General features: G+C 67.9%; 10 protein-coding genes and 1 tRNA gene. 7 read left to right on the top strand and 4 right to left on the bottom strand.

Annotated features, from left to right (window positions below):
* Positions 1-237 precede the first annotated feature (237 nt).
* Complete coding sequence (locus ACQHGV_RS08665) at positions 238-936, bottom strand: SDR family NAD(P)-dependent oxidoreductase (protein WP_440977889.1); 699 nt, start codon at positions 934-936, stop codon at positions 238-240.
* Complete coding sequence (locus ACQHGV_RS08660; protein WP_440977888.1) at positions 933-1,688, bottom strand: YaaA family protein; 756 nt, start codon at positions 1,686-1,688, stop codon at positions 933-935. Before ACQHGV_RS08660 ends, ACQHGV_RS08665 begins: the two co-directional genes overlap by 4 nt.
* A 169-nt stretch (positions 1,689-1,857) precedes the next feature.
* Between ACQHGV_RS08660 and ACQHGV_RS08655 the strand changes: the two genes are divergently transcribed.
* A complete protein-coding gene (locus ACQHGV_RS08655) occupies positions 1,858-3,144 on the top strand; it encodes a hypothetical protein (protein ID WP_440977887.1) in 1,287 nt (428 codons plus the stop codon).
* A 223-nt stretch (positions 3,145-3,367) separates the two neighbouring features.
* Here the strand turns inward: ACQHGV_RS08655 and ACQHGV_RS08650 are convergent, their stop codons facing one another.
* Positions 3,368-3,835 (bottom strand): Lrp/AsnC family transcriptional regulator, encoded by a 468-nt coding sequence (locus tag ACQHGV_RS08650; protein ID WP_007404259.1) that lies wholly within the window; start codon positions 3,833-3,835, stop codon positions 3,368-3,370.
* Positions 3,836-4,027: 192 nt separating this feature from the next.
* Here ACQHGV_RS08650 and ACQHGV_RS08645 point away from each other — a divergent pair, with 192 nt between their 5' ends.
* Together ACQHGV_RS08645 and ACQHGV_RS08640 are read left to right on the top strand one after the other, a co-directional pair.
* Complete coding sequence (locus tag ACQHGV_RS08645) at positions 4,028-5,869, top strand: histidine kinase dimerization/phospho-acceptor domain-containing protein (protein ID WP_440977886.1); 1,842 nt, start codon at positions 4,028-4,030, stop codon at positions 5,867-5,869.
* Positions 5,870-5,871: 2 nt separating this feature from the next.
* Complete coding sequence (locus tag ACQHGV_RS08640; protein WP_440977885.1) at positions 5,872-6,873, top strand: polysaccharide deacetylase family protein; 1,002 nt, start codon at positions 5,872-5,874, stop codon at positions 6,871-6,873.
* A 36-nt stretch (positions 6,874-6,909) separates the two neighbouring features.
* On the opposite strand, the gene ACQHGV_RS08635 is transcribed toward ACQHGV_RS08640, so the two are convergent.
* Positions 6,910-7,953 carry a mannose-1-phosphate guanylyltransferase/mannose-6-phosphate isomerase gene (locus tag ACQHGV_RS08635; protein WP_440977884.1) on the bottom strand — a complete coding sequence of 348 codons (1,044 nt, stop codon included), beginning with the start codon at positions 7,951-7,953 and terminating at the stop codon, positions 6,910-6,912.
* A 152-nt stretch (positions 7,954-8,105) separates the two neighbouring features.
* Here ACQHGV_RS08635 and ACQHGV_RS08630 point away from each other — a divergent pair, with 152 nt between their 5' ends.
* From ACQHGV_RS08630 to ACQHGV_RS08615, 4 genes are all read left to right on the top strand, one after another.
* Complete coding sequence (locus ACQHGV_RS08630) at positions 8,106-9,494, top strand: TIGR03013 family XrtA/PEP-CTERM system glycosyltransferase (RefSeq protein WP_440977883.1); 1,389 nt, start codon at positions 8,106-8,108, stop codon at positions 9,492-9,494.
* Positions 9,491-11,524, top strand: a complete 2,034-nt coding sequence (locus ACQHGV_RS08625) for a tetratricopeptide repeat protein (protein ID WP_440977882.1) — start codon at positions 9,491-9,493, stop codon at positions 11,522-11,524. Before ACQHGV_RS08630 ends, ACQHGV_RS08625 begins: the two co-directional genes overlap by 4 nt.
* 45 nt (positions 11,525-11,569) lie before the next feature.
* Entirely contained in the window at positions 11,570-12,388 is an 819-nt protein-coding gene (locus ACQHGV_RS08620) for an ATP-binding protein (RefSeq protein WP_440977881.1), read from the top strand.
* Positions 12,389-12,506: 118 nt separating this feature from the next.
* Positions 12,507-12,583: transfer RNA gene (locus tag ACQHGV_RS08615), tRNA-Pro, on the top strand.
* The last annotated feature ends 41 nt before the right edge of the window (positions 12,584-12,624 follow it).

Genomic DNA, 12,624 nt, shown 5'->3' with positions numbered 1-12,624 from the left:
GCCCCGCTCTTATGCCGGCCAGCCGGTTTCGGCCGGATGTCGCAAATGTTACGATGTTGTAATCTGAATGATAAATTGCGGTCGGCCACTCTTGAGCTGGGCGAGCCTGTCCTGACCTCCGTTCAGCCTGAGCGAAGTCGAAGGCCAAGGGATGACGGCGGCCACGCCGCGATGTCCGGGCGTGCGCTTCGACTTCGCTCAGCGCGAACGGATGATGGGGTTGGGTCGGCCCTCCGCCTAGGGCTGAACCTCCTTACCCTCCCAATCGAAGAGCTTGCCGCTATCCGGCGCCTTCAATCCGTCCAGCACGTCGAGCAACTGCACTGCCGCGCGGTCGGGCGCGAACAGGCCGCCGGGGCGGACATTGCCCTGGAACGGCTTGGACAGCGCGGTGTCGACGGTGCCGGGATGCAGCGCGACGACGATCGAGCGATCGTTGCGCCGCTTATACTCGATCGCGAGCGTCCGGATAAACTGGTTGAGCGCGGCCTTGGACGCGCGATAGCCGTACCAGCCGCCCATGCGATTGTCGGAGATCGATCCGACCCGCGCCGACAGCGCCGCGAAGATCGTCTTGCCGGTGCGCGGCATCAGCGGAAGGAAATGCTTGGCGATCAGCGCCGGACCGGTCGCGTTGACGGCGAAGTTGCGCGCCAGCCATTCAGGCGACAGCTGATCGATCGCCTTTTCCGGGCCATGTTCGCCATCGTGCAGCAGGCCGGTCGCGACGATCACCAGATCGGGGGCGGGGCCGTCGGCGATCCGCTTGGCGGCGGCGGCGATGCTGGCTTCGTCCTCCAGGTCGATATGCGCGTCACCGGACATAGCGCGGGCAAGGCGGGTGACGGATGCCCCTTCCTCCTCCAGCGCATCGGCGATCGCGCCGCCGATCCCGCCCGATGCGCCGATGACGATCGCCCGCTTCCATTCGCTCATCGCACAAATCTCCACTGCGTCGGCGTGCTCGCCTCGGCGTCGAACGCATAACCGTCGCTATCGAAACCGCGCATCGCGTCGGTATCGGTGATCCCGTGCTCGATCATCCAGCGCGCCATGGCGCCGCGGGCCTTCTTGGCATGGAAGCTGATGAAGCGGTCGCCCTCGCGGAAATCGACCGCGATGATGCGGATCGCGGGCGGCAGCTTGCCGTCGACCGCGTGCCAATATTCCTGGCTGGCCAGGTTCAAAATCGCGCCCGATCCTTCGGCCTCGACCTCCTCCGCCAGGCGCGCGGCGATGCGATCGCCCCACCAGTCGGTCAGCTTGTCGCCGCCCGATCCACCCCGATGGGGCGCCCAGCGCGTGCCCATTTCCAGCCGATAGGGGCGCATCGCGTCGAGCGGGCGGAGCAGGCCGTACAGCCCAGAGAGCATGCGCAGATGGTCTTGCGCGAACAATACCGCCGGCTCGTCCAGCGTCTTGGCCTCCAGCCCGGTATAGACGTCACCGGCAAAGGCGAAGAGCGCCGGTCGCTCCGGCCCGTCGGCGAAATCGCGGAAGCGGTCGGCATTGAGCTTGGCCAGCGCGGGCGAGATCCGCATCAGCGCGGCGAGCTTCTCTTCGCCCAGTCCGGCGGCGGCGGCGGCCAGCGTATTGGCCTCGCTGGCGAAATGGGGGCGGGTCGGGGCGAGGGGGGGGAGCGGACTTTTATAGTCCAGCGTCTTGGCGGGGGAAATGACGGCGATCATGATAGCCCGCCCGCTAGCGCCGGGAGCGTTCGCGTTCAATCCGCGTTCAGCGGCTGGTGGATAGGAGGGCACGGATCATCGCGTTGCTTGAACGGGGCGGCCGCTGCCCCTATCAACCCGCCATCGACGGTTCCCGACCCGACAGGCTTTATTCTTGGAGAGAATTCGCATGAAGATCATTCCGAAGCTCGCGCTTGCAGCGGTGCTGGCGACGAGCGTGAGCGGGGTCGCGCTGACCGTTCCGGCCGCCGCGCAGAAGAAGAAGGAAGAGGCCGGCGGCCTGAAGCTGAGCCCCGAGGCGCTGAAGGCGGCACAGGCCGCGCAGCCCGTGCTGCAGCAGAAGAATTATGCGGCGGCCGAGCCGCTGATCCAGGCGGTCGAGACCGCCGCCAAGACCGAGGACGACAAGTATATCGCGGCCGCGCTGCGCTACGAACTCGAATCGGGCAAGCTGTTCGCGGCCCAGCAGGCCAATCCGAACGCCCCGATCGACGAGGCGCCGCTCGCCAAGCCGCTCGACGCGCTGATCGCCAGCCCGTCGACCCCGGCGGCCGACAAGCCGCGTTACGTCTATCGTCGCGGCGCGCTGGCATTCAACGGCAAGCAGTATCCGGTCGCGCTGAAATATTTCGAGCAGGCCAAGCAGCTGGGCTATAACGACCCCAACCTGCCGATGCTGATCGTCAAGGCGAAGATGGAGATGGGTGACGTCGCCGGCGCCAATGCCGACCTCGCCGCCGCCATCGACCAGATGAACGCCTCGGGCCAGAAGGCGCCGGAGGACTATTACAAGTACGCCATCGGTCGCGCCAACAAGAGCAAGATGGTGCCCGAGACGCTGAGCTGGATGCGCAAGTGGATCGCGGCCTATCCGACCGCGCAGAACTGGCGCAACGCGCTGGTCATCTATGGCCTGCAGCCGGGCTCGCTGGCGACGCTGGACAAGAACCAGCGCCTCGACCTCTTCCGCCTGATGCGCGCTTCGAAGTCGCTGGCCGACCAGAATGACTATATGGAATATGCGCAGTACGCGACCGACAAGGGTCTGCCGGCTGAAGCCGCGACCGTGCTGAAGGAAGGCATGGCGACCGGCAAGATCCCGGCCGGCAATGCGACCGCCAAGGCGATGCTGGCGGCGGCGGACGCCAAGAACAAGCAGGAAGGCTCGCTCGCCCCGACCGAAGCGCGCGCCAAGTCGGCCGGCGACGGCAAGCTCGCCGCGCTGACCGGTGAGGCCTATTATGGCCAGGGCAACTACGCCAAGGCGGCCGAGCTGTACCGTCTGGCGCTGCAGAAGGGCGGCATTGACGCCAATGAGGTGAACACCCGCCTCGGCATCGCGCTGGCCGCACAGGGCGACAAGGCCGGGGCCAATGCGGCGTTCGACGCCGTCCAGGGTTCGCCGCGTGCCGAACTGGCCGGGTTCTGGAAGACCTATCTCGATACCCAGGCTTGATCTGGCGATGCCCCCGCACCTGCAACGGTGCGGGGGCGTTATCGGGTGAGGTGTGGGCGTGGCCTTCGACTTCGCTCAGGCTGAACGGCTGTTGGTCCTGGCCTAGCCCCCCAAACCCCGTTCAGCCTGAGCGAAGTCGAAGGCCACGCTCCACCATAGCAAAAAGGGCCGGCCCTCCATCCAGGAGGACCGGCCCTTTCGCATTCTCACCAACGCCGATCGCTCAGTCGGCCTCGATCGGAATCCCCGACACCTGCTTGGCGGTACGGATGGTCAGCGACGTCTTGACGCTCGCCACATTGGGCGCGGGTGTCAGGTGCGTGGTCAGGATTTCCTGGAAGCTCTTCAGGTCGGACGCGACGATCTTCAGGATGAAGTCGATCTCGCCGTTCAGCATATGGCATTCGCGCACTTCGGGAATGCCGGCGACATGCGCCTCGAACGTCGCCAGGTCATGCTCGGCCTGGCTGCGCAGCGAGACCATCGCGAAGACGGTGATCGGGAAGCCCAGACGGGCGGCATCCAGGTCGGCGTGATAGCCACGGATCGCGCCCGCTTCCTCCAGCGCGCGAACGCGGCGCAGGCAGGGTGGGGCGGTCAGGCCGACACGTTCGGCCAGTTCGACGTTGGTCATCCGACCATCGGCCTGCAACAGCGCCAGAATTTGCCGATCAATGCGATCGAGCGCCATTACACGATACTCCACATAAAAAACCGAATCCCTATGCCCATTCGGGGCTGAATATAAGAAAATTACGCACTACCGCAATTGTCACACAATGCAACGGGGATGCGATCGGATATTTGCAGGTTACCAGTTGGAAGGATAAGGGCGTTAAGTCAGATGGCTGATGGCCATCCGGCCCAATGAAAAGGGAGCTGTGTGCGGTTCGACGATAGCCTGGCGACGATCCTGTCGGCCGACACGGCAACGCCTTTTGGCGCGCAGACCGCCTGGCGTCAGGTCGTCGACCTGATGGGGCGCGGCCGCATAGCCGCCGACCCGGCGACGCTGACGCGTCTGGCCGAACTGCGCGGATCGGTATCCGACGCGACGCGCTCGGCGAGCGCGCGACTGCTCAGCCTGTGCCAGCCCCCCGCCGCATTGGTCGCCTTCTTCGCGCAGGACGATCTGGCGATCGCCGCGCCGGTGCTCCGCATGGCGCAGCTCAGCGACGCCGAATGGCTGGACATCCTGCCGCAGCTCAATCCCCGCACCCGGTCGGTGCTGCGCCATCGCCGCGATCTGTCCGATGCCGTGATGCGCGGACTGGAGAGTTTCGGGCCGGTCGACTTCGTGCTGCCCAACATGGCCGCCGCCCCGTCCGCGCCTATGCCCGTCGAGCCGCCAGTCGCAGCCGCCTCCGTCGCCGAGCGGCCGGTTCCCAAGGCGCCGCCGCAGCCCTGGCCGATCGCGGCACCGTCCGCGCCCAAAGCCGACGCCGTCAGGGAAGCACCGGCCGTGCCGCTGTCGGTGATGCTCGATCCCGTGCCGACCCAGGCGGCGACGCCCTTCGTCCCGCTCGGGCAGGTGGCGCGCAGCCTGCCGTTCATGGCCGAGGCGCTGCGTCATGCGCCGTCGCCCGCCGCACCGCCACGTTACGAGATCGCCGATCTGGTCGCCCGGATCGATGCCTTCAACCAGCGCCGCGAGGAGGTGACGGGCACGCCGGACGCTCATGCCGGCCCGGCGCATTTCGACTTCGAAACCGACGAGCGCGGCCTGATCCTGGGCGTTGACGGCGTGGCGCGCGGTGCGCTGGTCGGCGTCAGCATCGCCGCGACGGCCGCCCAGGGTCTGGCGCAGTTCGATGGCGTCGCGATGGGCGCCTTTCGCAGCCGTGCACCGTTTCGCGATGCGCGGCTGGAGATCGGTGGCATGTCCGACGCGGCGGGATCGTGGCGGGTCTCGGCCGCGCCCTATTTCGATAAGCTGTCGGGGCGTTTCCTGGGCTATCGCGGCAGCGGACGGCGGCCGCGTCGCGACGAATGCGCCACCATCGCGACCGTGCCGGCGGGGGCCGATGCGGCCTCGTCCGACTCGCTGCGCCAGCTGGTCCATGAACTGCGCACCCCGGCCAATGCGGTGGCGGGCTTTGCCGAACTGATCGAGAGCGAGTTGCTGGGGCCCGTTGCCCCGGTCTATCGCGACCGCGCGACCGCGATCCGGTCCATGGCGTCGGACCTGCTGGCCGCCGTCGAGGATCTGGACACCGCCGCGCGGATCGAGGGGCATGTGCTGGAGCTTCGGCCGACCAAGGTCCCGCTCGCGCCGCTGATCCAGCGCCTGCTCGGTGAGTTGCAACCGCTGGCCGAACTGCGTCGCGCCGAAATCCGGTTCGAGCCGCCGGCCGCAATGATCGCCGCGATGGCCGACGACCGCGCGACCGAGCGGCTGATCGCGCGGCTGTTTTCCGTGCTCTTGTCCAATTGCGTCGTCGGCGAGCGGCTGACCGCCAGCCTGACCGAGGAGCAGGGCATGGCGAGCCTGCGGGTGGATCGTCCGCTGGCGCTCGCGATCGAGACGGATGCGGCGCTGCTGAGCGATGCCGGCGATGAGGAGCAGCGCGACGGCGCGCCGCTGCTTGGCACCGGCTTTTCGCTTCGACTGGTCGACAAGCTGGGGGCGGAGATGGGCGGTGGCCTGAGCATCGGGCTGCACCGCGTCGTCCTGACGCTGCCGATCGACATGGACCAGCGTGCCGGGAAAGCGTCGACCCGCTGACCGTGTCCGTGCCGGTCCGACCCTGGCGCCCCGACGCGCCGACCGCGGCCGAACGGATCGACTGGCCGGCGGCCTTCGGCACCCGCTTTCTGGTGACCGTCGATGTCGAGGAGGAATTCGACTGGTCGGCCCCGCTCGACCGGCGGCACCGCGCTACCTCGGCGATGCGCGCCTTTCCCGAGGCGCATCGGCGCTTCGCGGCGGCCGGGGTTGGGTTGAACTGCATGGTCGACTATCCGGTCGCGGTCGATCCGGCGGCGGTGGCGATCCTGTCCAACTGTCTGGCGGATGGCCGGTCGGAGATCGGTGCGCAGCTTCATGCCTGGGTGACGCCGCCTTATGGCGAAGTCGTCGACTCGGTGACCAGCCATGCCGGCAATCTGCCGGTCGCGCTGGAGGCGGCGAAGCTCGACCAGCTGACCGACGCGATCGCGGGCGCCTTCGGCATGCGGCCGCGCAGTTTCCGCTCGGGGCGTTATGGCCTGGGGCCCGCCAGCCTCGCGCTGCTGGCCGAACGCGGCTATCGGATCGACAGCTCGATGCGGGCCCTGCACGATTATGGCCGTACCGGTGGCATGGATTTCCGCGCGATCGACGCGCATGGCTTTCGACGCGACGGCATGATCGAGCTGCCGCTGACCAGCGTCTATACGGGGATGTTGCGGCGAAGGGGCCACCGTCTCTATCCGCCGGCCCGCCATGTGCCGCATGGGCGCGGGGTATTGGCGCGGCTGGGGCTGTTGTCGCGGATACCGCTGACGCCCGAAGGGGTGGGCAGCGGTGACGCACTGGCTGCGATCGACCAGGCGCTGGCCGATGGCGTGCGGCTGCTGACCTTTTCGTTCCACTCGCCGACGCTGGAGCCGGGGCACACGCCCTATGTCCGTAACGCCCGGGACCGCGTAGCGTTCGATCGCTGGTGGGATGCGGTGTTCGAGCGACTGGCGCTGCGTGGCGTCGAGTCGGTCACGGTCGCTGAGATCGTGCGAACCCTGACGCCGTGATCGGGGACGGCCGGACCGGCCGCCCCCGAATGCCGGTCAGCGCTTCATCGCCTCGATCAGCTTCTTGACGTCCTGGCTGCGTCCACGCGGCAGGATCAGCACATCGTCGCCGCTCGCGACCACGATCAGATTTTCGACATCGACCGCCGCCACGCGCACCCGGTCGGTGCGGATCAGGCAGTTCTTGGTGTCGATCGCCAGCACTTCGCCGCGATGCGCATTTCCGAACCCGTCCAGCTCGCTGATCGCATGCAGTGCGTCCCAGCTGCCGACATCGTTCCACCCCATCGCGACGGGGACCACCGCCACGCGGTCGGCGCGTTCCATCACGGCATAGTCGATCGAATCCGACGGACAGTTGCCGAACTCGGTCTCGTCGGGGCAGATGCGCTTGCCGTCGCGCTTGGCGGCGCGCATCGCCTTTTCGGCGGCGACCAGCATCTCGGGGGCGTGCTGGCCCAGTTCCTCCAGATAGCGATCGGCGCGGAACAGGAAGATGCCGCCGTTCCAGGCATAGTCGCCGCGTGCCAGCATCGCCTCGGCCCGCTCCAGACGCGGTTTTTCGACGAAGCGCGCCACCTGATGCACGCCCTTGGCGATCTCACGGCCCACCTGAATCCAGCCATAGCCGGTCTCGGGCTTGTCGGCTGCGATGCCGAAGGTCGCCAGCCAGCCCTGCGACACCATAGGCAGCGCGGCGTGGATGGCGGCATGGAAGGCGTCGAGATCGGCGATCACATGGTCGGACGGCATGACCAGCATGACGTCTTCCGGATTGGCCGCCAGCGCGGCGAGCGCGATGGCGGGCGCGGTGTTGCGCGCCACCGGCTCCAGGATCAGCGCCTGGGGCGGGGTGCCGGCGTCGGTCAGCTGCCCCTCGACCAGATCGGCGTGGCGTTGGCCCGCGACGACGATCGGCGCGGCGAATTCGTTGGATGCGGTGCGCTGCGCGGTCAGCTGCAGCATGGTTTCGTCCGAGGTCAGCGCCAGCAGCTGCTTGGGCATTTCCGGCTTCGACATCGGCCATAGACGCGTGCCGGACCCGCCGGACAGGATGACCGGTACGATCTGATTATGCATATTCGCCCCTTCTCATGTCCCGTCACCAAAAACCGGGCGACGTGGCTCTCTACAACGCCGCATAACGCATATCTTCACGCTTCGTTTGTCATTCTCTGCAAAAATTGGGACAGTTGGTGATCACGCACGGCCCGGGTACGATCGATCGATAGATGATCCGTCTGTTCAAACACTATGTCCCGCACGCCGTGCTGCTGCTCGGTCTGGTCGATTTCGTGCTGTTGATGGCAGCGGCGGAGCTGGGCTGGACGGTGCGCGCGTGGCAGATCGGCTATCCCGCCGGGCGCGTGATCGACAATCTGCCGCAGATCCTGGGCTTTGCCGTACCGCTTCAGATCGCGCTGATGGCGGTCGGGGCCTATGCGGCGGCCTCCTTCCTGTCGCTCCGCTTCGCCGCCGCGCGGCTGATGGTGGCGATCTCGATGGGCGTGATCCTGTTGTCGCTCATCTATTTCTTCTTTCCTCCGCTGTCCTATTGGCGCTCCAGCCTGTTCTACTCGATGGTCATCGCGGTCGTCCTGCTGGTGGTCGTCCGCGGGCTGCTCGGGCGGTCGCTGGGCGGGGACCGGTTCAAGCGCCGCATCGTCCTGATGGGGGCCGGCGAGCGTGCCGCGCGGATCGCGGCGCTCGCGGGACAGCCGGGCTGCAACTTCCTGGTTGCGGGCGTGATCGCGATGAACGCCGACGAGACCGCTTTGCCAGACGCGATTCCCCGTTCCGCGATACCCAATCTGCAAGGTTTCGTCATCGACCAGCGGGCGACCGAGGTCGTGCTGGCGATTCAGGAACGCCGCAACGCCTTGCCCTATCAGGACCTGTTGCGGGTGCGTACCGCCGGCGTGCAGGTGTCCGAACTGTCGAGCTTTCTCGAGCGCGAGACCGGGCGGATCGACCTCGCCTCGGTCAGCCATAGCTGGCTGATCTTCTCAGACGGTTTCGCGTCGGGCCGGATGTGGTCGGCGATCGTCAAGCGCGCCTTCGACGTGACGGTCAGCCTGCTGCTGATGGTCGTCGCGCTGCCGATCATCCTGATCACCGCCCTCGCCATCAAGCTGGAGTCCAAAGGCCCGGCCTTTTACCGGCAGCGGCGCGTGGGGCTGTTCAACCAGCCGTTCGACATCCCCAAGCTGCGGTCGATGCGCCAGGACGCCGAATTGGCCGGGCAGGCGATCTGGGCCGAGAAGGACGATCCCCGGATCACGCGGATCGGCCGCTTCATCCGCAAGGTGCGGATCGACGAGCTGCCGCAAATCTGGTCGGTGCTGCTGGGTGAGATGAGCTTCGTCGGCCCCCGCCCGGAGCGCCCGCAATTCGTCGAGCAGCTGGAGCAGCAAATCCCCTTCTATGCCGAGCGGCATATGGTCAAACCCGGCATCACCGGCTGGGCACAGCTCAACTATCCCTATGGCGCCTCGATCGACGATGCGCGGCACAAGCTGGAATATGACCTGTATTATGCGAAGAATTATTCGCCTTTCCTCGATGCGCTGATCCTGGTGCAGACGCTGCGCGTCATCCTGTGGCCGTCGGGCGCACGGTGAGCGACGACATCCGGCCCGAGCGGGGCTATCGCGGTCGCGACCGACGCGCGGCGCAGCCCTATCCGATGATGCGGCGCAAGCGGCGGCGGATATGGCGGCGGCGTTCGATCCGGCGGCGGGCGCGGCTGATCGCGATCCTGATGGCCATCGCGCTGGCCATGGCGGGTCTTGCCTATCTGTTGCGCGGCGGCGAGCCGCCGGTCGATCCGGCCGTCGCGCTTCGCAACGCGGCGACCGCGTTGCAGGCCGGCAATTATCACGCCGCCCATGATCTGGCCCGCCGCGCGAGCGTCGCTGCCCCGCGATCGCGCGCGGCGCAGATGACGCTGGCGCGGACCAGCCTGTTGCTGGAGGAGGGCGTCACCGCCGAGGCGGCGCTGGACCGTGCGATCGCGGCGGGCGTTCCGGTCGCGGACACGCTGGCGATGCGGGCCGAGGCGCGGTTGTTGCTCGGCAATCCGGCCGGCGCGCAGGAGGCGGTCGCGCAGATGCCGGCGGCTCGCGATGCCGAGATGATCCGTATCGCCGCCAAGGTGCGCGCCGCGCAGACGAACGCCGGGGGCGCCTATCGCGCCACGCTCCAGCAATTGGCGGCGGCGAAGCCCGATGACGCGGCGATCTGGACCGATCTGGGGCGCAGCCGCTTCGGCGCGGGGGATGTTGCGGGTGCGACCGAGGCCGCCTCGCGCGCAGCGGCGCTGGCCCCGGCCGATCCGCGCGCACTGACGTTGCGGGGGGAGATCGTTCGCGCGCGCTATGGGCTGACGGCGGCGCTGCCATGGTTCCGGCAGGCGCTTGGCCGTGATCCCTATTATCATCCCGCGCTGATCCAATATGCCGCGACGCTGGGCGATCTCGGCCGGGCGGGCGACGCGCTGGCGGTGACGCGCACCGCGCTGGTGTCGCTGCCGGGGAGTCCGGAGGCCTTCTACCTCCAGGCGGTGATCGCGGCACGCGCCAAGCGCTATGGTCTGGCCGAACAGCTCCTGCAACTGACCGGCGGAGCATTGGCGCAGCGACCGGCGACGGCGATGCTCGAGGGCGTGGTCGCCTATGCGCAGGGCCGCCCGCAGCGTGCGGTGCGCGCCTGGGGGCGGTTGGTCGGCATGCAACCGATGAATATCGGCGCACGGCAGCTGCTGGCGGCGGCGCAGATCGGTATCGGCGATCGCGCGGCGGCGCTGGCCACGCTCAGGCCGATGCTGAGCCGGCCCGATGCGGACGGCTATGCGCTGCGACTGGCGGTGATAGCACTGGCGGGTGGTTCGGACAGCGCGGCCATGGTCGACCGGGCGCAGTCGGGGACACGCGGGGACTCGACCATCTTTCGCCCCGACCGCCCTCTTGCCGAACTGACCCAGGCGGCGGCAGGCGAGCCGACCGACCCCACCTATGCGCTGGGCGTCATCCGAGGGCTGGCGAGCCAGGGCAATTGGGGCGCGGCGGCGGCAAGGGCGCAGGCGCTGGTTCGCGCCGCGCCCGGCGCACCGGCGACGCAGCTGGCATATGGGGACATATTGGCGCTGTCCGGCCGCTCGGCGGAGGCGGTCGCCCCTTATGCGCATGCGGCGAACCTGACCTTCGACGAACCGACGATGCTTCGCCTGATCGACGGACAAATTCGTGCCGCCAAGCCGCGCGATGCGGCCGTCGCGCTGGGACTATACATATCGCAGAACCCGCAAAGCGTGGCCGCGCGGCGCTTGCTGGGCCAGTGGCAATTACGCAACGGCGATTGGGACGCGGCGATCGAACTGCTCGAAGGTTTGCGCGAGCAGCTCGGGTCGCGCGACGTCGTGCTCCTGCGTGACCTGGCGCTGGCCTATGCCGGGGCGGGGGACGGCGTGGTCGCACGTCGATATGGTGCGGCGGCCTATCGACTGGCCCCGATGAACCCCGAAGTGGCCGATGTATATGGCGTGGCGCTGGCGGCGGCGGGTGAGGCCGAGGGCGCGCGGCAGCTGTTCGACAAGGCGTTGTCGCTGTCACCCGGCAATCCCGTCGTGATCGCCCACCGCGACGCGCTGTGAGCCGCCATCTTTGCAGCAAGGTGCCGGCCGCCTAAGACGCGCGGCATGACCGAGCTTCCCACCGCCGCGCTGGAGCGGATCGCCGCCGCCCTCGAACGTCTCGCTCCCCCAGCAACGGTTTCGGCCGATCCGCTGGCCCATCCGGCCTATCTGTGGCGCGAAGAGGTGTTGCAGCCGGCGCGGGGCTTCGCACCATTGCCGCTGGCGATGTTGCAGGGACTGGATCGCCAGCGCGAGGCGCTGGTCACCAATTTGGAACGGCTGGCCGATGGTCATGCTGCACAGGACGTGCTGCTCTGGGGCGCACGGGGCACGGGCAAGTCGGCGCTGGTCAAGGCCTCGGTCGCGGCGGTTCAGGCGACCCGGCCGGGCCGGCTGGCATTGGTATCGGTCGACACGCTCGACAGCCTGCCCGCGTTGTTCGCGATGCTGGAAGGGGTCGACCGCGCCTTCGTCCTGTTCATCGACGATCTGGGTTTCGACGAAGCCGGCGAGGCGCGACGTCTGCGCTCGTTGCTCGATGGCGGGGCGGAGGCGCGGCCGGCGCATGTCCGCCTGCTGGTCACCGCCAATCGCCGCCATCTGCTGCCCCGCGATCTCAGCGAGCAGGACAGCGCGATCAACCCGCGTGACGTGGTCGACGACCAGCTGGCGCTGGCCGACCGCTTCGGTCTCAGCCTGGGCTTCCATGCGCTCGATCAGGACGGCTATCTCGCCATCGTCCGTGCCTATACCGATCGCCACGACCTGCCGTTCGACGGGGCCGAGGCGGTCAACTGGGCGACCCGGCGGGGCAGCCGTTCGGGGCGCGTCGCCTGGCAATATATCGTCGATCTGGCGGGGCGGCTGGGCCGTGCGCTGTAAGAATTTTCGTTTCGGGTGAAAAACCGCTTGCGTGGTGTGCGGCCGCTGGCTATTGGCGCGCCTCCAGCATGGATCGGCCTTCCCGAAAGGCTCTGACAACCGGTCCATACTCTCTAGTCGGGGAGTAGCTCAGCCTGGTAGAGCACTGCCTTCGGGAGGCAGGGGCCGGAGGTTCGAATCCTCTCTCCCCGACCATTTCGCCGCGAAGTACGCGGCCCAGCCCATCGATAGCGAAC

The sequence above is a fragment of the Sphingomonas pseudosanguinis genome (assembly GCF_052056765.1).
Classification (GTDB): Bacteria; Pseudomonadota; Alphaproteobacteria; order Sphingomonadales; family Sphingomonadaceae; genus Sphingomonas; species Sphingomonas pseudosanguinis.
The sequence above is the reverse complement of the archived record's forward strand: the minus strand, read 5'-3'. Positions and strand labels throughout refer to the sequence as shown.

Coding starts and splice junctions, on each gene's coding strand:
- ACQHGV_RS08620 (WP_440977881.1), top strand. CDS start 11,570: ATGACCGAGCTTCCCACCGCCGCGCTGGAGCGGATCGCCGCCGCCCTC.
- ACQHGV_RS08660 (WP_440977888.1), bottom strand. CDS start 1,688: ATGATCGCCGTCATTTCCCCCGCCAAGACGCTGGACTATAAAAGTCCG.
- ACQHGV_RS08650 (WP_007404259.1), bottom strand. CDS start 3,835: ATGGCGCTCGATCGCATTGATCGGCAAATTCTGGCGCTGTTGCAGGCC.
- ACQHGV_RS08655 (WP_440977887.1), top strand. CDS start 1,858: ATGAAGATCATTCCGAAGCTCGCGCTTGCAGCGGTGCTGGCGACGAGC.
- ACQHGV_RS08630 (WP_440977883.1), top strand. CDS start 8,106: ATGATCCGTCTGTTCAAACACTATGTCCCGCACGCCGTGCTGCTGCTC.
- ACQHGV_RS08665 (WP_440977889.1), bottom strand. CDS start 936: ATGAGCGAATGGAAGCGGGCGATCGTCATCGGCGCATCGGGCGGGATC.
- ACQHGV_RS08635 (WP_440977884.1), bottom strand. CDS start 7,953: ATGCATAATCAGATCGTACCGGTCATCCTGTCCGGCGGGTCCGGCACG.